This window comes from Syntrophales bacterium, from assembly GCA_035363115.1.
In the GTDB taxonomy this organism is placed as follows: Bacteria; Desulfobacterota; Syntrophia; order Syntrophales; family PHBD01; genus PHBD01.
Window position 1 is genome coordinate 259657 of record DAOSEM010000002.1, and the last position, 21797, is coordinate 281453.

At 64.5% G+C, this 21797-nt stretch carries 19 protein-coding genes and 1 tRNA gene; 11 read left to right on the top strand and 9 right to left on the bottom strand.

Translation table 11 applies throughout. The features are described 5' to 3' along the window. Window positions 1–4 precede the first annotated feature (4 nt). The gene (locus PLO63_06650; GenBank protein ID HOI73812.1) at window positions 5–1120 is read right to left on the bottom strand and encodes an alanine--glyoxylate aminotransferase family protein; all 1116 of its coding nucleotides are present in this window, start codon (window positions 1118–1120) and stop codon (window positions 5–7) included. Between the two features lie 165 nt (window positions 1121–1285). Here PLO63_06650 and PLO63_06655 point away from each other — a divergent pair, with 165 nt between their 5' ends. After that, window positions 1286–1576, top strand: coding sequence for a Dabb family protein (locus tag PLO63_06655; GenBank protein HOI73813.1), 291 nt, complete (start codon window positions 1286–1288; stop codon window positions 1574–1576). Window positions 1577–1639: 63 nt separating this feature from the next. After that, complete coding sequence (locus PLO63_06660) at window positions 1640–2614, top strand: D-glycerate dehydrogenase (GenBank protein ID HOI73814.1); 975 nt, start codon at window positions 1640–1642, stop codon at window positions 2612–2614. A 494-nt stretch (window positions 2615–3108) separates the two neighbouring features. Here the strand turns inward: PLO63_06660 and PLO63_06665 are convergent, their stop codons facing one another. From PLO63_06665 to PLO63_06700, 8 genes are all read right to left on the bottom strand, one after another. Continuing rightward, window positions 3109–3270, bottom strand: a complete 162-nt coding sequence (locus PLO63_06665; GenBank protein ID HOI73815.1) for a hypothetical protein — start codon at window positions 3268–3270, stop codon at window positions 3109–3111. Between the two features lie 192 nt (window positions 3271–3462). After that, a complete protein-coding gene (locus tag PLO63_06670) occupies window positions 3463–4812 on the bottom strand; it encodes a VWA domain-containing protein (GenBank protein HOI73816.1) in 1350 nt (449 codons plus the stop codon). Window positions 4813–4816: 4 nt separating this feature from the next. After that, window positions 4817–5785 (bottom strand): MoxR family ATPase, encoded by a 969-nt coding sequence (locus PLO63_06675; protein ID HOI73817.1) that lies wholly within the window; start codon window positions 5783–5785, stop codon window positions 4817–4819. Between the two features lie 11 nt (window positions 5786–5796). Further along, window positions 5797–6936, bottom strand: a complete 1140-nt coding sequence (locus PLO63_06680; GenBank protein ID HOI73818.1) for an acyl-CoA dehydrogenase — start codon at window positions 6934–6936, stop codon at window positions 5797–5799. Next, the gene (locus PLO63_06685; protein HOI73819.1) at window positions 6933–7430 is read right to left on the bottom strand and encodes a MarR family transcriptional regulator; all 498 of its coding nucleotides are present in this window, start codon (window positions 7428–7430) and stop codon (window positions 6933–6935) included. Before PLO63_06685 ends, PLO63_06680 begins: the two co-directional genes overlap by 4 nt. Before the next feature lie 63 nt (window positions 7431–7493). Further along, the gene (locus PLO63_06690; GenBank protein ID HOI73820.1) at window positions 7494–9020 is read right to left on the bottom strand and encodes a PAS domain S-box protein; all 1527 of its coding nucleotides are present in this window, start codon (window positions 9018–9020) and stop codon (window positions 7494–7496) included. Between the two features lie 59 nt (window positions 9021–9079). Further along, window positions 9080–10243, bottom strand: coding sequence for an iron-containing alcohol dehydrogenase (locus PLO63_06695; GenBank protein ID HOI73821.1), 1164 nt, complete (start codon window positions 10241–10243; stop codon window positions 9080–9082). A gap of 84 nt (window positions 10244–10327) precedes the next feature. Then, window positions 10328–10720, bottom strand: coding sequence for a DUF2845 domain-containing protein (locus tag PLO63_06700; protein ID HOI73822.1), 393 nt, complete (start codon window positions 10718–10720; stop codon window positions 10328–10330). A 275-nt stretch (window positions 10721–10995) separates the two neighbouring features. Here PLO63_06700 and fdhF point away from each other — a divergent pair, with 275 nt between their 5' ends. The 9 genes from fdhF (at window position 10996) to PLO63_06745 (ending at window position 21797) form a co-directional block, all read left to right on the top strand. Next, complete coding sequence (gene fdhF, locus PLO63_06705) at window positions 10996–13698, top strand: formate dehydrogenase subunit alpha (protein HOI73823.1); 2703 nt, start codon at window positions 10996–10998, stop codon at window positions 13696–13698. Between the two features lie 155 nt (window positions 13699–13853). Continuing rightward, window positions 13854–13930: transfer RNA gene (locus PLO63_06710), tRNA-Pro, on the top strand. A gap of 180 nt (window positions 13931–14110) precedes the next feature. Next, window positions 14111–15433 (top strand): lipopolysaccharide biosynthesis protein RfbH, encoded by a 1323-nt coding sequence (rfbH, locus tag PLO63_06715; protein ID HOI73824.1) that lies wholly within the window; start codon window positions 14111–14113, stop codon window positions 15431–15433. Between the two features lie 6 nt (window positions 15434–15439). After that, window positions 15440–16522 (top strand): CDP-glucose 4,6-dehydratase, encoded by a 1083-nt coding sequence (gene rfbG, locus PLO63_06720; GenBank protein ID HOI73825.1) that lies wholly within the window; start codon window positions 15440–15442, stop codon window positions 16520–16522. 179 nt (window positions 16523–16701) lie between these two features. After that, complete coding sequence (gene rfbF / locus PLO63_06725) at window positions 16702–17487, top strand: glucose-1-phosphate cytidylyltransferase (protein ID HOI73826.1); 786 nt, start codon at window positions 16702–16704, stop codon at window positions 17485–17487. After that, the gene (locus PLO63_06730; protein HOI73827.1) at window positions 17481–18620 is read left to right on the top strand and encodes an NAD(P)-dependent oxidoreductase; all 1140 of its coding nucleotides are present in this window, start codon (window positions 17481–17483) and stop codon (window positions 18618–18620) included. The genes rfbF and PLO63_06730 overlap by 7 nt, the downstream gene beginning before the upstream one ends. Before the next feature lies 1 nt (window position 18621). Further along, a complete protein-coding gene (locus tag PLO63_06735; GenBank protein HOI73828.1) occupies window positions 18622–19488 on the top strand; it encodes an N-acetylneuraminate synthase family protein in 867 nt (288 codons plus the stop codon). A 1-nt stretch (window position 19489) separates the two neighbouring features. Further along, entirely contained in the window at window positions 19490–19966 is a 477-nt protein-coding gene (locus PLO63_06740; GenBank protein ID HOI73829.1) for an HAD hydrolase family protein, read from the top strand. Window positions 19967–19997: 31 nt separating this feature from the next. Beyond that, window positions 19998–21797, top strand: a complete 1800-nt coding sequence (locus tag PLO63_06745) for a thiamine pyrophosphate-binding protein (protein HOI73830.1) — start codon at window positions 19998–20000, stop codon at window positions 21795–21797.

A 21797-nucleotide genomic window follows, 5' to 3' on the forward strand; every position in this document is an offset into this window, starting at 1 on the left:
CCGTTCAGTTTCTGTCGAGGACCCGCCGGAGGGCGTCCAGAAAACGATCCACGTTCTCCCGCCGGGCCGTATGGCCCATGAGACCGATCCGCCAGATCTTTCCCGCCAGGGGACCGAGCCCCCCGCCGATCTCGATCTTGAACTCCTGCCTCAGCCTCTTTCGGACGGCGAGCTCGTCGATCCCTTCCGGGCAGCGGACGGTGTTGAGCATGGGCAGGCGGAAGGACTGATCCACCAGCATCGTGAGCCCCATGGTTTCCAGCCCGGCCACGAGGGCCTCGTGGGTTTCCCGGTGCCGGGCGAAGGCCTTCTCCGGACCTTCCTCCAGGACCAGCCGCAGGGACTCGTACAGGGCGTAGAGCATGTTCACCGGGGCCGTGTGGTGGTAGACCCGGTTCTGGTTCCAATAGTTCGTGATGAGGCTCAGGTCCAGGTACCAGTTGGGGACCTTGGCCTTGCGGCCGTTCAGCTTCGCCGCGGCCCGATCCGAAAAGGAGAGAGGGGCCAGGCCCGGCGGGCAGGAGAGGCACTTCTGGGTGCCGCTGTAGAGAGCGTCGATGCGCCAGTCGTCCATGCGGACCTCGATCCCGCCCAGGCTCGTGACGGCGTCCACCAGGTAGAGCGTGTCCGTGTCGGCCATCATCTTCCCGATCTCGGCGACGGGGTTCCGGACGCCCGTGGAGGTCTCGGCGTGCACCACCGCCACGATGGAGAAGGGGCCTTTCTTGAGGGCCTCTGCGGTGCGATCGAGATCGACGGGGGTTCCCCACTCGAACTCCAGGGCCTCCACGCGGGCTCCCAGCCGCCCCGCCACGTCCTGCATGCGGCGGCCGAAGACGCCGTTCGTCAGGATGAGAACCGGGTCCCCGGGCTCCACCAGGTTGACGAAGCAGGCCTCCATCCCGGCGGAGCCGGTCCCCGACATGGGAACCGTGAGGGCGTTTTTCGTGTTCAGGAGTTCCTGGAGCATGGACTTGGCGCCGTCCATGATGGTCAGGAAGTAGGGGTCCAGGTGGCCCAGTGTGGGTTTCGCCAGGGCCTTGTAGACCGTCGGGGGCACGCAGGACGGGCCGGGGCCCATGAGCAGGATTTCTTCGATGCCGTCGAGCAGATTTTTCATGACGCCGCACCTCCTCTGCGGATCTTCTCCGGTGGATTCGGGGTGAAGGAACCGGTTGCCTGGAATCCTTGCGGATCCTCGGTCTTTTCTATAGCGAAAAGATTTGTTAATGTCCAATGTACCATCCAGCAGATCATGCAAGCCTTTCGGAAAGGAGAACGGAATATGCTCAGGCACGTGGTGTTCGTGAAGTTCAAGGCGGGGGTGACGGCGGAGCAGGTGGAAGAGGTGAAGAAGGCCCTGGGAAGCCTGCCGGGAAAAATCCAGGAGATCAAGGGGTGGGCCTACGGACCCGACGTTCTGAGGACGGAGCGCTCCGTCGACTTCGCCCTCGTGGCCGATTTCGAGGACGTGGAAGCCCTGAAGCGCTACCAGGTCCACCCGGACCACGTCCCGGTCCTGGGGCTGGTGCGCTCCGTGAGCGAGGTGCTGCAGGTCGCGGATTTCTACCTGTAGGAAAGAATCAGGACGGATGTTTTGTGCGGCATCATAAGTCCGGCCTTTTTTCGGGGGGAAGCGATGAGAAAGAACGTGCTGGTGACCCTCAACCTGCCGAAGGAGCCCCTCGACCGGCTGGGGGGCGAGTGCGAGGTGGACTTCCATTCCGAGGACCGCCCCATGGAGCGCAAGGCATTTCTGGAGCGGCTCCCGGGAAAGGAAGGCCTGCTGCCTTCGATCACCGATGCGGTGGACGCGGAGGCCATGGACCGGGCGCCGGGCCTCCGGATGATCGCCAACTTCGGCGTGGGCTTCAACAACATCGACGTGGCGGCCGCCACGGCCCGGGGCATCCCCGTGTCCAACACGCCGGGGGTGCTCACCGATGCCACCGCGGATGTGGCGTTTGCCCTGATCCTGGCGGTGAACCGCCGGGTGGTCGAAGGGGACCGGATGGTCCGGGAAGGACGGTTCCGTTTCTGGGCGCCGTTTCTCTTTCTTGGAAGCGAGGTCTCCGGCAAGACCCTGGGGATCGTCGGGATGGGACGCATCGGCCAGGCCGTGGCCCGGCGTGCCCGGGGATTCGGCATGCCGGTGCTCTACAACAACCGGAGCCGCCTGGGGCGTGAGGAAGAGGCGGCCCTGGGGGCTTCCTTCCGGTCTCTCCCGGACCTCCTCGCGGAGGCAGACATCGTGTCCCTCCACGTTCCGCTGACGCCGGAGACCCGCCACCTGATCGACCGGGAGGTCCTGGGGCGCATGAAGCCCTCGGCAGTCCTGATCAATACCTCCCGGGGACCCGTGGTGGACGAGAAGGCCCTCGTGGACGCCCTCCGTGCAGGTACCATCGCCGCGGCCGGCCTGGACGTCTACGAGGAAGAGCCCAGGCTGGCGGCCGGACTGGCGGAACTGGACAACACCGTCCTCCTGCCCCATGTCGGGAGTGCCACGTGGGAGACCCGGATGAAGATGGCCGATCTGGCCGTGACGAATCTCCTGGCGGGGCTGCGGGGAGAACGGCCGCCGAACCTCGTCAATCCGGAGGTCTGGAAATAATTCTGGAGAATGCAGGCCTCGGAGAAACGGACGGATTTGAAATCCGTTCCTCTTCCTTTTTTCTCTTTTTTAAGAAAATCAGGCGCGGATGGTAGGCAGGCATGTGGGAGCAGGGCTTCCCTCGCGCTCAGAAGCGTTTTTTCGACCCTGCAACGTCTCGCTCCGCTGCAAAGTCATAACTCGCGCCTGGGGGCGCTCAGACAGATGACTTTGCGGGCGCTGCGCTGCGACGGCAGGGTGCCCCGAAAAAGCCGCTATTCGCGCTCCGGGAAGCCCCTCCTCCCCACAAACGTTCGCGGGGGCGCGACCGGGGGTTCCCAGAGGAGCAATCAGAAAACGTTTCCGGACCAATGGCTCATCGGTTTCATAAGGCGTAGAGCGGAAACGTTTTCGCGACAGCGGGAGCCCCCGTGGCAGCCCCCGCGCCTCAATGCGAAGTCAAAGAAAATAGGAGAACGGATTTCAAATCCGCTTCTTTTTGCGTTCTCGCGTGTTCATGCCTTGGGTGTCCAGTAGGCGCAGTCACGCGTGGCATCGGTGATCACGTGGTCGACGAAGCGGGCGAAGCGCCAGCAGTGCTCCCGGGCGCCTTCTGCCTCGCTCTCGAAGTACAGGCAGGCGATGCAGGTCGATTTGCTTTCCTCTTGTCTTTCCATGGTTTCCCCTCCTTTGAAGGACGAATGAATGAACACGTGAAAAGGACGGATCCATCTGCCCTTTTCCGTGCGGTTCAAAAGGGGTTGGATGCAAGGCGCCCGCAATTCCGGGCCGCGAGGCGTACTTGATGGTACGTCGAGTGGCACGGGATCAGGGCAACGCCGCAGACGATCCCTTTTCAACCGCACGGGCTAATGCCGGGTGCGCGCCAGCAACGCCCCGATCACCCGTTCCAGGTGGTCCAGGGTGTTGCACTCCCGGGCCGTGTGGCAGTACGGCAGGAAGCGCTTCATCTCCGAGTCGCCGGTTCCCCAGAACGATCGCGGCTCCGGATTCAGCCAGACAAGGCGCCGGCACCGCTGGTAGACCTCCCGGAGGATGCGGGCATCCGGGTCGGCGTTGTTGTTCCGCCCGTCCCCAAGAAACAGGACGGTCGTCCGTCTGGTCACGGCATCCAGGTATTGCTGCCGGAAGTCTTTCAGCGACCGGGAATAATCCGTCAGGCCCATGACGATCGGCAGGTCCGCACCCTGCTGGAGACGGTCCACGGCCTCCTCCACGGGATATCGATCAAAGACGTCCGACACCTCCACCAGGTTCGAGCAGAAGACGAAGGTGCGGATACGGAGGATCTCCTCGTTGAGGCCGTAGAGGAACAGGAGAAAGAAGCGGACGAGGCGCATCATGGACCGGCTGATGTCGCAGATCACCAGCACGTCGGGCCGGTTCAGCTTCCGCTGTTTCCACTTCGGGTCGAAAAGGAAGCCCCCGTAGGGCACGTTGTGCCGAAGGGTTCGCTTGAAGTCCAGGTGGCCCCGCCGGGCCGCCTTCCTCCGGCGCGAGTGGATGTCGTTGAGACGCTTCACGAGGCGGCGGATCATCTCGCCCATCTTCTCGAAGTGGCGCTGCTCCAGGTGGGAGAGACGGGTCTTCCGCAGGGCGTCCTCCAGATACTGGTTGACAAGGCCCTGGCCGTAGAGGTCGAGCTGCTGCTCCACGTAGCGCCGGACACTCTCCGTGAGCTCCTGGCGGGCCGCCTGGAGCGTGTCGGCCTGGGCCAGGGAGACGCCGCTGCCGGCCCCCGAGAGGGTGCGGATCGCTCCGTCGAGCCCCTCGATCCCCAGCGCGTTGAGGATACGGACGGTGTAGAGGCTCCGCTGCGTCGGCAGGCGGATGGACCGGATTCCGGCCTGCCGGGAAGCTTCCTGGAGGGCTGCTGCGAGAGCGGCCTGATCCCGCTGGAGAAGCATCCGGCTCAGGGGATCCTCCGGGAGCGGGGCGTCCCGGGACGGATCGTCTTCCTGCCCCGGAACGGTGGCGTTGCAGGAAAACTCGGTGAAGAAACGGTCGAAGGTGTCGGAGAACAACGCCTTCTCGCGCCCGGACTTGGCCAGGGCGGCGCCGAGGGAATCCTTCAGGAGCAGGCGGTTTCCGTACCCCACCAGCGTGGCGGCGGCGCAGGCGTCGAGGGTCTCGGCGACGGAGATCCGGACTCCCGCCAGCCGCAGGGCCGTGACGAAGTCCTCCAGCACCCGGTCCATCGGATCAGCCCGCGTCGTTGCGCAGGAGCAGCGGGGCAAGCTGCGGCATCCGCTCCTCCACGGTATGCACGTCGTCCTGGTACTTCAGGAAGACGTGGAGGGTGTCGCGTACGACCTCCGTGGTCAGGCGCTCCGCGTGGAGCAGAACGACCACCCGCGCCCAGTCTATGGTCTCGCTGATGGAGGGGGCCTTCTTCAGGTCCAGGCCCCGGATCTCCTGGATGAAGGAGACCAGCTGCTTCTCCAGCTTCTCCGGCAGGTCCGGGACGCGGCTGCGGACGATCCGGCGCTCCAGGGCGGCGTCGGGGAAGGGAATGAAGAGGTGGAGGCAGCGCCGTTTCAGGGCCTCGCTCAATTCCCGGGTGTTGTTGCTGGTGAGGAAGACAAAGGGGCGGGACGCCGCGGAGACCGTGCCGATCTCCGGAATGGACACCTGGTATTCCGAGAGGATCTCCAGGAGGAAGGCCTCGAACTCCTCGTCGGCCTTGTCGATCTCGTCCACCAGGAGGACCGCGCCGCCGGGGTGCTCCAGGGCCTTCAGGAGCGGCCGCGGCTCCAGGAAATGGCGAGAAAAGAAGATATCGTCGTACCGGTGGAGCTTGTCGATGGCCGCCGCGAAGCCGTTGTCCCGGGAGACGATCTCGTCGAGCTTGTCCTTCAGGAGCTGCGTGTAGAGGAGCTGCTTGCCGTATTTCCACTCGTACAGCGCTTTTGCCTCGTCGAGCCCCTCGTAGCATTGCAGGCGGATCAGCGGGAGGTCCAGGAAGGCGGCGGCCGTCTTGGCCAGCTCCGTCTTGCCGACGCCGGCGGGCCCCTCCACGAGGATCGGTTTCCCCAGGTGCCAGGCAAGATACACCGTCGTGGCGATGGCGCGGTCGGCGATATAGCCCGTCCCGCGGAATCCCTGCTGGACCGCTTCCCAGGAGGCGATCCGGTTCTGCCGGTCTTCGTTCATGATTACCTTTCCGTCCATTCGCGTTTCCGTCACTTCGGGTTCCGGATGAAGTCGAGCCCCGCCTTTTTCAGGCGCAGCGTGAGCACGTTGCGTCCCACCGAAAGGGCCAGGCGGGTGTCCGAGGCCCAGCCGGCCAGGTCTCCATCGGAGGCAAAGCCCCCCTGGGAGGCCAGGTCGTCCAGGAGGAACTGGCAGTGGTCCGCCATCTCGCGGAAGGTGAAGAGCAGGGAGAAGAGGGGGCGCGCGGGATCGGGATGGTCGAGAAGCCAGGCCGCCTCCCGGGCCAGGATCCGGATCATGTCCAGTTGGGCGGAAAGACGTCCCAGGTCGGCGCGGATCTCTTCACCCGGCTCGGTGGCGTCCCGGAAGAGCGCGGAGAGGAGACGGGCCTGGCGGAACAGGACGCCCGTGACGGGGCCCATGAGCAGGGTGTCCTCGATCTCCCGGAACGGGAACGCCAGTCGCCGGTAGGCGTCGGTCGTTTCCCCCAGGGCGGCCTCCGGCGGGACAAAACAGTCCTTCAGGATAATCCCGCCGTGTGGAGAAGGGTGAAGCGCCTTCATGTCCGCCGGCTCGGTCCGGATCAGTCCCGGGGCGTCGGCGGGAACCAGGAAGGTGCCGAAGGACTTTTTCTTCTCCGTTCCGCCGGTTACGGCCAGGGCCACGAAGAGACCGGCCAGGGGACCGTTGGAGAGCATGGCCTTCTCCCCGTTGAGGACCCATCCGCCGTCCCGCGGCTCCGCGGAGGTTTTTAGAAATTTCGGGTGGGCTCCCACCTTCGGTTCCGAGGCGGCGAGCGAGATGACGGTCCGGCCCGAAATGACGGAGTCCAGCCACTGGCGGCGCTGGTCCTCCGTGGCGTCTTGCAGGAAAACCCACCGGGTCACCATCACCTGGATCAGCCAGGAAAGAACCACTCCCAAGCAGCCGCCGTGGAGGGCCAGGGTCTCGCCGACGGCCTGAATGGCCGGTGCGCCGCCACCGCTGCCGCCGGCTTCCACGGGGATGCCGATCCGGTAGAATCCCTCCCGGCCCATGCGCTCCCAGAGGTCGGGCGGGAACAGGGCCGTCCGGGTCAGCTCCGACCGGTGCGGGTCGATGACGGACTCGGCAAACCGGGCGACCCGCCCGGTCTCCTGCCGGATTCGCTCCTGCTCTGCCTGCATCATGGCGATTCCCCTCCGTCGGCGGTCTTGTGCGGGCCGCTGTTGCGCCCGAATCTCCTGGAAATGTCCTGCAGGATGCGCCGGAAGGTGTCGAGATCCGCCTCCGAGAAACCCTCCTTCACCTGCCGGTTCACCGCGCGGATCACCTCTTTGGCCCTGTTGCATTCTTCTCTTCCGGCCGGTGTCAGGTACAGGTTGGACGAGCGCCGGTCTCCCGGATTGGCGTCACGGCGGATGAAGCCTGCACGCTCCAGGCGGTCCGCCAGTCCCGTCAGGGTGGAGTTGTCCACGGCGAGGATCGTGCTCAACTCCGTCATGGTTCTGCCGTCCCGCTGCTTGAGGAGGAAGAGGATGCCGCTCTGGGCGATGGTGACCCGGATTCCATTTGAGGTCAGGGCGGCATTGATGTGGTTTCGGATCTGCTGTTGCGCCGTGCTCAGCATGTAGATGAAGCGGTCGTCCGCCGGAGGCGGTGGGTCGGTCCGTGTGTTTGGCATGCGTATATTTGGCATGCCAAACAATCGTTGTCAAGAAGAAGATGGGTCAGGTCGGGGAAAATTCTATTCGAGGCGGTAATCCTTTTCCTGGAAGAGGGCGAGGCAGGCGTCGACGACGACTGCGTCGTACAGGGTTCCCCGGTGGGTCCGGATCTCGTCCATGGCCACCTCGGTGCCGAGGGCCGGCCGGTAGGGACGATGGGAGCACATGGCCTCCACGACGTCCGCCACCGCAAGGATTCTTGATTCCAGGAGAATCTCGTCCCCCTTGAGGCCGCTGGGGTAGCCCGATCCGTCCAGGCGTTCGTGGTGCTCCAGGACCATGCGGGCGATGGGCCAGGGAAACTCGATCTCCCGGATGATTTCGAAGCCGGTCTGGGCATGGGTCTTGACGAGGAGCATCTCGATGGGGCTGAGCTCCGAGGGTTTGCCGAGGATCTCCGCGGGAACGGCCACCTTGCCGATGTCGTGGATGGCGCCGGCCATGCGCAGGCCGTCCACCTGGTCCGCCGGCAGATTCAGCTCCTGGGCGATTCGGCGGGCCAGGTCCGATACGCGCTGCTGGTGGCCCGACGTGCAGGGGTCCCGGTATTCGATCGTGGAGGCCATCACCTTGATGATCCCGCCGAGAGCCCTGCGGATCCTGGCGAAGCTGTCCCGGACGCGAGCTTCGGCCAGGTGTTGATCAGTGATATCGCTGATAAATCCTTCCAGGGTAGTGACTTTCCCATCGGCCGAGGGGATTCCGTTGCCCTGCTCCGAGACGAACTTCTCCTTTCCGTCCCGGGTCAGGAGACGGTACGTGAGGCGATAGGTCCGGCCTCCGGTGATGACGGACTGGATCCTGTTCCAGACGCTGTCCCGGTCCACCGGGTGGATGAGCTCGTTGTACGTGACCACGCCGCCGGTGAGCTCTTCGGGGGTGTAACCGGTCAGCTCAAGGCAGCCTGCACTGACGTAGTCCACGTTCCAGTCCCGGTCGTTGGCGCAGCGAAACGCCATGCCGGGGAGGTGGTCCATCAGGTTGGCCAGGCGGCGCCTGCTCTCAGCGAGGTCCTCCTCCATCTTCCGCCGCTCGGTCACGTCGGAGAGGGTTCCGGTGATGCCGCAGTACCGCCCGTCCTGGAAGATCTTCCGGCTGATGGCGGCGCGCACCCAGATGATGCGCCCGTCCTTGGCGTACAGCCTGCTCTCCCAGGGCTGCATCCCCGAGCTCCCCTCCAGTTCGAAGCGGTTGAGCATCTCCTTGAGGTCGTGCCGATGGATGTAGGACATGAAGGGCTGGCCGATCATCTCCTCGGGGCGGTACCCCAGCACTGACTCAATCTGGGGACTGACGAACGTGACCGTGCCGTCCACGTCGAGGGCATACACCGTTTCCTGCAGGCTCTGAATGAGGGAGCGGTACTGCAGCTCGTTTTCCGAGACGGGCTCGGCGCTCTGGCTTGGCGACAACGCTTCCTTCAGACCGGAAAACGGATGGCTCCAGGTCCCGCCCAGACTGGCCAGCTTCGTTTCCAGGAAGGCAATCCGGCGGCGGGCCTGCTCCATCTCCTGATTCAGCTTCTCATAACTCTTTGCATCGTCCATCGACACGTACTCCTGATGGGTATTTCCTCTCAACGTCTCCTGTACGGAAGCCTTCGCCGTCAGCGGCACAGGGTCAGTATCTCGGCAATCGCTTCTTTCGTGTAATCCTTGAGCCCCCACACCTGGGCGAGGGCAAAGGCGTTCTCCGTGATGAGGCCGATTCCCTCCTCGGGGATCTTTCCCTCCGCCAGGGTCACGGGACTGCCGATGGCGGCGAACCATTTCTTGAGGCTCTCAATGCCCTCCCGGGCGGCCTCGGTATCGTCCGCCGCTTCGACATGGAAGATCCGGCGGGCCAGGCGGGCGAACCGGGCGGGGTTCTTCCGGGCGGCCCAGGTCATCCAGGCGGGCATGACGATGGAGAGCCCCGCCCCGTGCGGGATGTCGTAGAGGGCGCTCAGGGCGTGCTCGACCATGTGCATGGGGAAGCCGACGATTCCCATTCCGGCGGTGGTGAGGCCGTTGAAGCCCAGGACGGCGGACCACATCAGCGTCGCCCGGGCCTCGTAGTTCTCCGGCTCCCGGAGGATCACGCCGGTGCTCTCCATGACGCTGTGCATCAGGGCCTCCACCAACCCGTCCTGCAGGTCGCTGGACGTGGCGGTGTTGGTGAAATAGCCCTCCAGCATGTGGGCGATGATGTCGACGGCGCTGTAGGCACTGTAGGCGCGGTCAAGGCTGAAGAGAACCGTCGGATCCAGGACGGAGGCCTTCGGCTGGACCGCCATGTCCCGGATGCTGTATTTTCGGGCTCCATCCTCGTTAGTGATGACGGCGGCGGGATTCATCTCCGATGCGCTGGCGGAGACGGTGACCACGGTGAGGACCGGCAGGGCCTTTTTGATGGCGCTTTTCCGGAGGAAGAAATCCCAGACGTCGCATTCGGCCGGAACGCCTGCGGCGATAGCCTTGGCCGTGTCGATGACGCTTCCGCCCCCTACCGCCAGGACGACGTCGGCTCCTTCGTTCCGGGCCCGTTCGATGCCCAGGCGGACGTGCGAGAGGACCGGGTTTGAACGGGCGCCGGGAAACTCCGCAACGGCGACCCCCGCCTCAGCCAGGGAGGCCATGACCTGGTCGTAGACCCCGTTGCGCTTGATGCTGCCGGTTCCGTAGACGAGGAGCACTTTCGCTCCGTGGCGGCGCACCTCCGCCCCGATCCGCCGGATCTGTCCCTTTCCGAAGAGGATCCGCGTGGGGTTTTCGAAGATGAAGTTCTGCATGGCTCCTCCTTCCTTTCGCGGCAGGCGGTTCTTCACGTTTTTCCGGCAGGGGGGTCGGATTTCCGCTCCGCCCCCCTCCGTCCGTTACGGACAGCGGGACGGACCCTTCCCCCGTCCCGCGGTCTCCACCTTTTTCAGGATCCCCCCCTGAAAGGAGAGGTGGTAGATGAAATCGTTCTCGCCGCAGTTGTAGGACCAGCGCTCGACGCTCTGCCGCTTTCCTTTCCTGCTGGCCACCTTTTTCCGGGTTCCCTTCTTTTTGTCTTTTGTTTCCTCCTCGACCGACGTCCCCGTTTCAACGGAGGAAACCTTCTCCTTCAGCAGGGGGTCGCCGCACTCCAGGATGACTTTCGCCTTGCTGTCCCCCTCCGAAACGAGGGCGCCGCCGCGGCAGCGGAAAGCCTCCGCCGCCGTCGCCGTGCCGGCCAGGAACAGTGTGACCAGGATCACGGTCCCGGCCCATCGCGTTCCTCTCATCGATGGTTCTCCTCTCTGTTCCGTATTTTGACTGGCCGGGGAAGCGGATCAAACAGGAACCGGTCATCCACTAACGGAATTTGCCGGGATGGTCAAGGTTTGAAAAAGCGCGGAGAAGGCCCTTTTTTCAGAGTTGACAATATCTTGCCGATTGGTTACCGATAAGCGCTATATTAAACATAAGGGTTGTTGTGCAAGGGACCTTTCGGCATTGCATGTTCGTGTCCTGGCAGCCGGCCCATATCAATAAAATCTTGCGGAGGATCTGGAAAGCCATGGAAAAGAAAATCCCTCTCACCATCGACGGCAAGGCCGTCAAAGCCCTACCGGGACAGACGATCCTGGAGGTAGCCCGGCAGAACGGGATCTTTATTCCCACGCTCTGCTACATGGATCGGACAACCAGGGTCGGCGCCTGCCGTGTGTGCGTGGTGGACGTCGAGGGTGCCCGTACGCTCGTCGCGTCGTGCTGTATGCCGGTCAGTCCGGGCATGGTGGTCCGTACGGACACGCCGAAGGTCCGCGCGGCCCAGCGGATGGTCGTGGAGCTTCTCTGGTCCTCGGGGGATCACAATTGTCTTACCTGCGAGCGCAACGGCAACTGCGAACTCCAGGACCTGGTCTACCGGTTCCAGATCGAGAAGCCCCGCTTCGACATCCAGCCCCCCGGGCACGCGAAGGATCAGTCCAACACCATGATCCAGCGGGACCTGAACAAGTGCATCCTCTGCGGCCGGTGCATCCGGGCGTGCAACGAGATCCAGGTGAACGAGGTTCTCGACTTCAACCGCCGCGGATCCCGGGCCAAGGTCGGTCCCGCCTTCGACGCCGACTACATCGACTCGAACTGCTTTTTCTGCGGAGAGTGTGCGGACGCCTGCCCCGTGGGCGCCATCACGCTCCGTCCCGCCCGTTTCTCAGGGAGACCCTGGGAGGTGAAAAAGGTCCGCACGACCTGCACCTACTGTGGCGTCGGCTGCCAGATGGAACTGAATGTCCATGAAGACCGCATTGTCTCCGTGACGGGAAATCCGGCCTTCGGCGAGCCCAACCTGGGAAGTCTCTGCGTGAAAGGACGGTTCGGCATGGACTTCGTCCAGCACCCGGACCGCCTCAAGACGCCGCTGATCCGCAGGGAGAAGGGCGGCGAACTGGAGGAGGCCTCGTGGGAGGAGGCCCTGGACCTCGTGGCGAAACGCTTCGGGGAAATTCGGGAGAAGAACGGGCCTGACGCCCTGGCTGGCCTCTCCTCGGCCCGCTGCTCCAACGAGGAGAATTACCTCTTCCAGAAGTTCATGCGCGCGGTGATCGGCACCAACCATGTGGATCACTGCGCACGGCTCTGACACTCCGTAACGGTGGCCGGTCTGGCCGCCGCCTTCGGGAGTGGAGCCATGACGAACTCCATCGCGGAAATCGAGAGCACCGAGTGCATCCTGGCAACGGGGACGAACACCACGGAGAACCACCCGGTCATCGGGGCCGTGGTGAAGAGGGCCGTCCGCCAGCACGGGACGAAGCTGATCGTCATCGACCCGCGGGAAATCACCCTGACCAGATACGCCGACATCTGGCTCCGCCAGAGGCCCGGGACGGACGTGGCCGTCCTGAACGGCCTGATGAACGTCATCCTGGCGGAAAACCTTTACGACAAGGCCTATGTCGAGGGCCGGACCGAGAATTTCGAAGCCTTCCGGAAGGTTGTGGAGAAGTACACTCCGGAGGAGGTCGAGAAGATCTCCGGCGTTCCCGCGGAGGACCTGAAACGGGCGGCCCGGATGTACGCGAAGGCGAAGCGCGCCTCCATTCTCTACTCCATGGGCATCACCCAGCACATCACCGGGACGGATAACGTCAAATCCATCGCCAACCTGTCGATGCTCTGCGGCAACGTCGGCGTCGAGGGAGGCGGCGTGAATCCCCTCCGGGGGCAGAACAACGTCCAGGGGGCCTGCGACATGGGGGCCCTGCCGAACGTCCTCCCGGCCTACCAGCAGGTGGCCAGCCCGGAGGTCCGGGCGTTCTTCGAGAAGGCCTGGGGAGTGAAGGCCCTTCCGGACAAGCCGGGCCTGACGGTCGTGGAGATCATGAATGCCGCCCACCACGGCGACATCCGGGGGCTCTACATCATGGGCGAGAATCCCATGGTCTCCGATCCGGACCTGTCACACGTGGAAGATTCCCTGAAAAAACTCGATTTCCTGGTGGTCCAGGACATCTTCCTGACGGAGACGGCCCGTCTCGCCGACGTGGTCCTGCCTTCAGCGTCATTCGCCGAGAAGGATGGGACGTTCACCAACACGGAGCGGCGTGTCCAGAGGATCCGCAAGGCCGTCAGTTCCCCGGGGGAGGCGCTCCCGGACTGGGCGATCATCGCGGGCATCGCAACCCGCATGGGATATCCCATGGCATACGGCAATGTGCGGGAGATCTGGGAGGAGATCCGGAAAGTCACCCCGAGCTGCGCCGGCATCTCCTACAAGCGGATCGAGCGGGAGGGGATCCAGTGGCCCTGCCCGAACGTCGAGCATCCGGGGACGCGGTTTCTCCACAAGGACCGCTTTACACGTGGCCGGGGCCTCTTTGCCGCCATCGAGTACCTGCCGCCGGCGGAGCAGCCGGACAAGGAGTATCCAATGATCCTGTCCACGGGACGGGTTCTCTACCACTATCACACGGGGACCATGACCCGCCTGGCGAAGGGCCTCTCGGAGCGGTATCCCGAGAGCCTCGTCGAGATCCATCCCGAGGATGCGTCGCGCCTTGGCATCGACGACGGGCGCGCGGTGCGGCTCACCTCGCGCCGGGGAGCCGTGGAGGCAAAGGCCAGGGTCACGGACCGCTCACCCGTGGGTACGGTTTTCATGAACTTCCATTTCCGCGAGGCCGCGGTGAATCTCCTCACGAACCCGGCGCTTGATCCCATCGGGAAGATTCCCGAATTCAAGGTCTGCGCCGTTCGTGTCGAGGCCGCCTGAACGGCGGACTGGAAAAAGGTCGAGTCGCATCGTCTCCCGTCCCCGCGGAAGCGGCGTTCCGCGGAGGCCCGGTGTGGGGGGGGCTGCAGCCAAAACGCCGCAGCCATAACGCTTGACAGGCATAGTACCGGGTGATATACGCTGCTCCAGTGTGTCGGGGCGTGGCGCAGCCTGGTAGCGTATCTGAATGGGGTTCAGAGGGTCGGAGGTTCAAATCCTCTCGCCCCGACCATCTTTTAAAAGCCCTGCGGGCACCAATTCTGGCGAGAGACATGGGGAATGCCCGGAAAATCGAGGGTGACCCTTCCGCCCGCTGAAAACAGCATCTTTCCGAGGGAAGGTGCTGTTTTTTTATGCCTTGCGGATGGCGGGGCGCCGGAATTACCATGTCCCCGGGAGGAGGCAATCCGGAATGCGTGATGTGACACGAACCGAGATTCGCGAGGAGATCGGGGACCTGGTTGCGGAGCTGTACGCCGCCGGTCGCGCCGGGGAGCCTTTCGTTCCGGGAGAGACCCCCGTCCATTATGCCGGGCGCATGTTCGACGAGCGCGAGATCCAGGCAGCCGTTGCGGCATCCCTCGATTTCTGGCTCACCGAAGGCGCCCATGCACAGCGGTTTCAGCAAGACCTGGCGGAGAAGCTGGGTGTCCGGGAGACCGTTCTCGTGAATTCGGGCTCTTCGGCGAACCTCCTGGCCGTCACGGCCCTGACGTCGCCGCTCCTGAAAGACCGCCGCCTGAAGCCGGGAGACGAGATCATTACCGCGGCCGCGGGCTTTCCCACCACCGTGAATCCGATTCTCCAGAACGGTCTCGTGCCGGTCTTCATCGACTCTTCCACCCCGACCTACAATCCGCGGGCGGACGACATCGCCGCCGCCGTCGGCCCCCGGACGAGGGCCGTCTTCCTGGCCCATACCCTGGGAAATCCCATCGACGCCGACGCTGTCCTGGAGATCGTCCGGAGGCACGATCTGTTCCTCATCGAGGACTGCTGCGACGCCCTGGGGTCCACGTACCGGGGCCGGCAGGCCGGGACGTTCGGGATTCTCTCCACGTTCAGCTTCTACGCCGCCCACCACATCACATTGGGCGAGGGGGGAGCCGTGGCCTGCTCGGATCCGCTTCTGCTCCGGATACTCCGCTCCCTGAAGGACTGGGGCCGCGACTGCCACTGCGGTCCCGGCCAGAACAACGCCTGTGGACGGCGCTTCACCGGTCGGCACGGCGACCTGCCGGAGGGGTACGACCACAAGTACGTCTACTCCCACCTGGGCTACAACCTGAAAGCCACGGACATCCAGGCCGCCATCGGCGTGGAGCAGCTGAAGAAGCTGGACCGGTTCTGCGCCGCCAGGCGGGAGAACTACCGATCCTGGATGGAGCGATTCCGTCCCCTGGAGGACCGTTTCCTTCTCCCCGAGGCAACCCCGGGCAGCGATCCCGCCTGGTTCGCCTTCCCCCTGACGGTTCGAGAGGGGGCGGGCTTCACCCGGCGGCAGATCACGGATTATCTGAACGAAAAACGGGTCGAGACGAGGAATCTCTTCGGGGGGAACCTGCTCCGCCAGCCGGCCTACCTGGACATCCCCCGCCGCGTCGCCGGGGAGTTGGCAGGGGCGGACCGGATCATGAACGACGCCTTCTTCATCGGCACCTATCCTGGGATCGGGGAGGCCCAGATCGATTACACCATGGACGTCCTCCGGCGGTTCCTGGAAAGGGAGGTGTGAATCGGCATGAACCCGTTTGACGACTTCTATCGCGGCCGCCGGGTCCTGGTGACGGGCCATACGGGCTTCAAGGGCTCCTGGCTCGCGCTGTGGCTCCGGAAGCTCGGGGCCGAGGTCACCGGCTTCGCCCTGCCGCCGGCGACGGAGCCCTCCCACTTTGCCATCCTGGACCTGGAGAAGCGGATCCGCCACCGGGAGGGAGACATCCGCGATCTCGAAGCCGTGCGGAACGCCTTCCGGGAGGCGGAGCCGGAAGTCGTCTTCCACCTGGCGGCCCAGGCCATCGTCCGGACTTCCTACGACCATCCCAAGGAGACCTTCGACGTCAACGTCGGGGGCACCGTCAACGTCCTGGAGGCCATAAGAAGCGCGCCCTCCGTCCGTGCCGCCGTCGTCGTGACGTCCGACAAGTGCTACGAGAACCGCGAATGGGTCTGGGGCTACCGGGAAGAGGACCCCCTGGGCGGCCATGACCCCTACAGTGCCAGCAAGGGCGCCGCGGAGATCGTCTGCGGGGCCTACGGTCGATCGTATTTCAATCCCGCCGGCCGCGGACCGCACCCGGGATTCGCCACGGCTCGGGCCGGGAATGTCATCGGGGGAGGGGACTGGGCAGCGGACCGCCTCATCCCGGACTGTGTCCGGGCCCTTGCGGCGGGAAAGGCCGTCGTCATCCGGAATCCCGGGGCCACCCGCCCCTGGCAGCACGTCCTGGAGCCGCTCTCGGGATACCTTCTGCTGGCTCGGCGCCTGGCGGAAGACTCCGTTCGCTTCTCCGGCGCCTGGAACTTCGGACCCACCGACGGCTCGGCCATGCCGGTCCGCGAACTGGCGGCCCGCTTCGTTGCCCGTTGGCCGGAGGGCAGGCTCCGGGTGGGAAGGCAGGGAGGGAACGCGCCTCACGAGGCCCACGCGCTGGCCCTCTGCACCGACAAGGCGCGGAAGATTCTCGGCTGGTGGCCCGTCCTCTCCGCCGGGGAGGCCGTCGACTGGACGGCAGCCTGGTATCGCGCCTGGCAGGAGGGGAAGGAAAACCTCCGGACCCTCTCGCTCTGCCAGATCCGGCGATACGAAAAATCCTCGACATGACAGGGTTTTGATCGTCTGCGTGACGTCCGTCACATTCTTTGATCATGGAATGTGCGCATGAGACAGTCCCGGCGCACCGGATCGGGGATGGAAAGCAGGCCTGAGATCGTGTATGGTTTCGGCGGGATAAAAGATCGCACCCGGTTTCCGGATGCCGGAGGGAGAGGATGCCCCGGAACATGAGAGGAAAGAAGATGCCGGCCGTCGTGATCCTCTGCGGCGGGATGGGGACGAGGCTGGCGGAGCAGACGGAGGTTCGGCCGAAGCCGATGGTGGAGATCGGTGGACGGCCCATGCTCTGGCACATCATGAAGCACTATGCCCGGTATGGATGCCGGGAATTCTACCTGGCCCTGGGCTACAAGGGCGAGTACATCAAGCGCTATTTCCTGGAATTCCACACCCTGAACCGCGACTTCACGGTCAATCTAGGAGACGGACGCATCGGCGTGCTGGATTGCGCCAACGGGGAGGACTGGACGGTTCACCTCGTGGACACGGGCCTGGAGACCATGACGGGGGGGCGCCTGAAGCGCATCGCGCCGCTCCTGCCGAGGGGACGGTTCTTCATGACCTACGGGGACGGCGTGGGCGACGTGGACCTGGATAAGCTCCTGGCCTTTCACCGTACCCGAAAGGGGCTCGTGACGCTGACCGCCGTGAGGCCGCCCGCCCGCTTCGGTGCCCTGGACTTCGACGGCGACCGCATCGTCCGATTCAAGGAAAAATCCGTTGTCCGGGAGGGATGGATCAACGGCGGATTCTTCGTCGTCGAACCAACCGCCCTGGACTGTATCGAGCGGGACGTCATGTGGGAGCACGACCCCATGGAGCGGCTCGCCGCGGAAGGCCGGGTGTACGCGTACCGCCATGAGGGCTTCTGGCAGTGCATGGACACGCTGCGTGAACTCAAGTACCTGGAATCCCTCTGGGAAAGCGGAAATCCGCCCTGGAAGACATGGTGAACGTGCAGCAGAAGGCATCGGAACGGGTTATGCGGACGGCCGCCGTGACCGGGAATCGCAGGCGAGGCGGGATGGCCGCCGGGAACCCCCTGGCGGAGGATCTGGACCACGTCCTGGAGCGGACCCGGGACCTCTGGGAAGAACTGCGGGGCGGCCGGATCTTCATCACCGGCGGGACGGGATTTTTCGGTTGCTGGCTCCTGGAGAGCCTTCTGTGGGCCAACCGGGAACTGGGGCTGAAGGCGAGGGCCGTGGTCCTGACCCGCGACCCGGGACGATTCGCGAAAAAGGCGCCACACCTGGCGGGAGACCCGGCGGTCCGGCTGCTCACCGGGGACATGGGACGCTTCCGGTTCCCGCGGGGGCCTTTTACCCACCTGATTCATGCCGCCGTTTACCAGGAACCGGAAGGCGGGAAAATCCGGCCCCGGCGGATGGCGGACGAAATGATCCGGGCGACAAACCGTGTCCTCGATTTCTGCATGGAGGCGGGCGTCCGGAAAATGCTCCTCGTGAGCACCGGCGCCGTATACGGGCCGCCGCCCGCGGGAATGGACCGGGTTCCGGAGGATTTTACGGGCTCCAGGGATCCCGCCTCGGGGGAAGATGCCTATCATCATGTACGGCGGATCATGGAGACGCTGACGGTTCTCCGGGCGGAGGAATGCGGTTTCGAGGCCAAGGTTGCCCGCTGCTTTTCCTTTATCGGGCCGTATCTCCCGCTGGACGGACGCTTTGCCGCGGGAGATTTCATCCGGGATGCCCTGGCCGGCCGCACGGTTGTCGTCAAGGGAGACGGAAAGGCCGTCCGGTCCTACCTGTACGCGGCCGATCTTGCCGTCTGGCTGTGGACGATCCTGTTCCGGGGGGTATCCGGCAGGCCGTATAATGTCGGATCCGAGAGGGCGGTCACGATTCGGCAGATTGCCCGGGCGGTCTCCCGGCAACACGCGCCTCCGCTGAAGGTGACGGTCCTGGGGAAAGAAACGCGGGGTGTCGCGCCGGGCCGGTATGTCCCGGACACATCGAAGGCGAGCTCGGAGCTTGGATTGGGGCAGGAGATCAACCTTCACAGCGCCATCGGAAAGACGATGCTGTGGAATCGAATTACAAACCAGCAAACGGAGAAATGACATGGCGGAAGTGAGAATCGGAAACGCCCTGGTCGGGGATGGCCATCCCTGCTACATCATCGCGGAGATCGGGATCAACCACAACGGGGATATCGAGATCGCGAAGAAGCTGATCGACCTGGCCGTCGTGGCGGGATGCAGCGCAGTGAAGTTCCAGAAGCGCACCGTGGACGTCGTCTATTCCGCGGAAGAACTCAATAAGCCCCGGGAAAGCCCTTTTGGTGATACCAATGGTGATCTGAAGTACGGCCTGGAGTTCGAGAAGCCCGAATACGATGTCATCGACCGGTACTGCCGGGAAAAGAAGATCCCCTGGTTTGCCTCCTGCTGGGACGAGGGGTCTGTCGATTTCATCGACCGGTACGACGTTCCCTGCTTCAAGATCGCCTCCGCCTCGCTGACGGACGACAGCCTCCTCCGGCATTACCGGAGCAAAGGGCGGCCCCTCATCATCTCCACGGGGATGAGCACCCTGGAGCAGGTCGATCACGCCGTCGAAGTCCTCGGGAAGAAGGACCTCGTCATCCTGCACTCCTGCAGCACCTACCCGGCGGATTATTCGGAGCTGAACCTGAAGGTGATTCCTTTCTTCCGCGAACGGTACACGATTCCCGTCGGCTATTCGGGCCACGAGACGGGCCTTGCCTCGTCCGTGGCGGCATTCGCCATGGGGGCCTGCGCCGTCGAGAGGCACATCACCCTGGAGCGGGCCATGTGGGGATCGGACCATGCCGCGTCTCTTGGAACCAGCGGCGTTATCCGCCTTGTCCGGGACATCCGGCTCGTGGAAATCTCCATGGGCGACGGCGTCAAGCGCATTGCCGAGCGGGAAGTCCCGATCATGAAGAAGCTGAGGCGCAAGGGCTGACATGAAGCCGAAGATCAAGGCCATTGCGCTGGACGTGGACGGGGTGCTGACGGACGGGACTTTCTGCTGGGGTCCCGACGGAGCCGAATACAAGCAGTTTTCCTTCTATGACATCATGGGCGTTTCCCTGGGAACCAGGGCCGGGCTTATGTTTGCACTGATCTCCGGCGAGAGCGGCGAGCTGATCGATCGCTTCGCATCGAAGATGGGCATCGCCGACGTCTTCAAGGGCTGCAAGGACAAGGCGGCTGCCCTGCGCTCCTTCGCGGAGAATCGGGGGCTTGATCTTTCCGAGGTCTGCTTCATGGGCGACGACGTGAACGATTTGCCGGCACTGGCCCTGGCCGGCCTGTCCGCCGCGCCCTCCAGCGCCCATAAGCGTGTCAGGGGAGTGGTGAACCTCGTTACAATCCAGCCTGGAGGCCGGGGGGCGGTCCGGGAGTTGGTCGACCACGTCCTGGCGGACAGCAGCTCATGAACCCTTTTATGCTCCCGCATACGGATCCGCGATGAAGCTTTCCGACTTCGTATTCGAGTTTCTTGCCGGCGCCGGTGTGCGCCATGTCTTCATGCTGCCCGGAGGCGGCGTGATGCATCTGAACGACTCCTTGGGGCGCTGCCCCGGCATCCGCTATGTGGGCTGCCTCCACGAACAGGCGTGCGCCGTCGCCGCGGAGGCGTACGCCCGGGTGGCGGACGACCTCGGGGTCGCCCTCGTCACGACCGGCCCGGGGGGGACCAACGCGATCACGGGAGTGGCGGCAGCCTGGCAGGATTCGACGCCCTGCCTCTTCATCTCCGGGCAGGTCAAGCGGTCCGACCTGGCCGGCACCTCGGGCGTTCGGCAGATGGGGGTCCAGGAAATCGACATCGTCTCGCTCGTGAAGCCGATCACGAAATACGCCGTCACCGTCATGGACCCCGCGAAGATCCGCCATCACCTGGAGAAGGCCCTGCACCTCGCCAAAAGCGGCCGTCCGGGCCCCGTCTGGATCGACGTTCCCCTGGACGTGCAGGCCGCGGATGTGGACCCGGGCATCCTCGAAGGATTCGATCCCGGGGCGGACGCCAGACCGGAAGGGGAGGGGGAACCGGCGGAGGCAGCGGCCCGGGCCATCGACTGGTTGAACGGATCCGAGCGGCCCGTGGTCCTTGCCGGCAACGGCATCCGCGTGGCGGGGGCATGTGCCGATTTCCGCAACCTGGTCGGCCTGTTGGGAGTCCCCGTCCTGACCACCCGACTCGGAGTGGACCTGCTTCCGGCAAACCACGGCCTCTGTTTCGGCATGCCCGGGTCCATCGCGGCGCGGGGCTCCAATTTCACGCTGCAGAACGCCGACTGGCTCCTTGTCCTGGGGGCCCGCCTGGACATGGCGCTGATTGCCTACGAGCCGAAGCGCCTGGCCCGGGGGGCGCGAAAAATCATGGTCAACCTCGATCCCGCGGAGATGAGAAAGCTGGGCGGGATCCTTGATCTGGAGGTTTGCACGGATGCGGGACGGTTTATCCGGGAAATGATCCGGCAGGCCGGTTGTGTCGAGCGCCGGGACCGCTCCGCCTGGTTGGACCGCTGCCGGGATTGGCAGGCACGGTACCCCTTTGTCCAGCCGAAGCACCGGGAGAATGCGGCGGGAATCAGTGTCTATGCCTTCTCGGAGATCCTCGCGGAGGAATTGACGGGAGAGCACATCGTTCTGCCCGGGAACGCCGGGGTCGCCTGCGAGCTCTTTCTCACCGCCTTCCGGGTCAAGGAAGGGCAGCGCGTTTTTCACAACAAGGGAACCGGCGCCATGGGCTTTGGTCCCCCCGCCGCCCTCGGGGCCGCCCTAGCCAGTAGCGGGCGGCACGTCGTCTGCATCGACGGGGACGGGGGGTTCCAGATGAACGCACAGGAACTGGAGACGATCCGGCGGCTGGGCCTTCCCGTCACGTTCTTCGTCATGAACAACCAGGGATACTCCTCCATCCGGGTTTCGCAGAGCGGCTATTTCGGGCGGTTGACGGGGGCCGACGCCTCCAGCAACCTGACGCTGCCGGACCCGCTCAAGCTTGCCGGGGCTTACGGACTGAGGGCGGTCCGCATTTCGCATCCGGGGGACCTGAAGGAAAAGATCCGGGAGGTTCTCGCCCTGCCGGGGCCCGTGGTCTGCGACGTCATGCTGATCCCGGACGAGGTCCGGGAGCCGCGGGTGGCGTCGTACCAGAAACCCGACGGCTCCATGGCGTCCAAGCCGCTGGAGGACATGTGGCCTTTCCTCGATCGGGAGGAGTTCCGGGCCAACATGATCGTGGAGCCCGTCGAGGAGTAG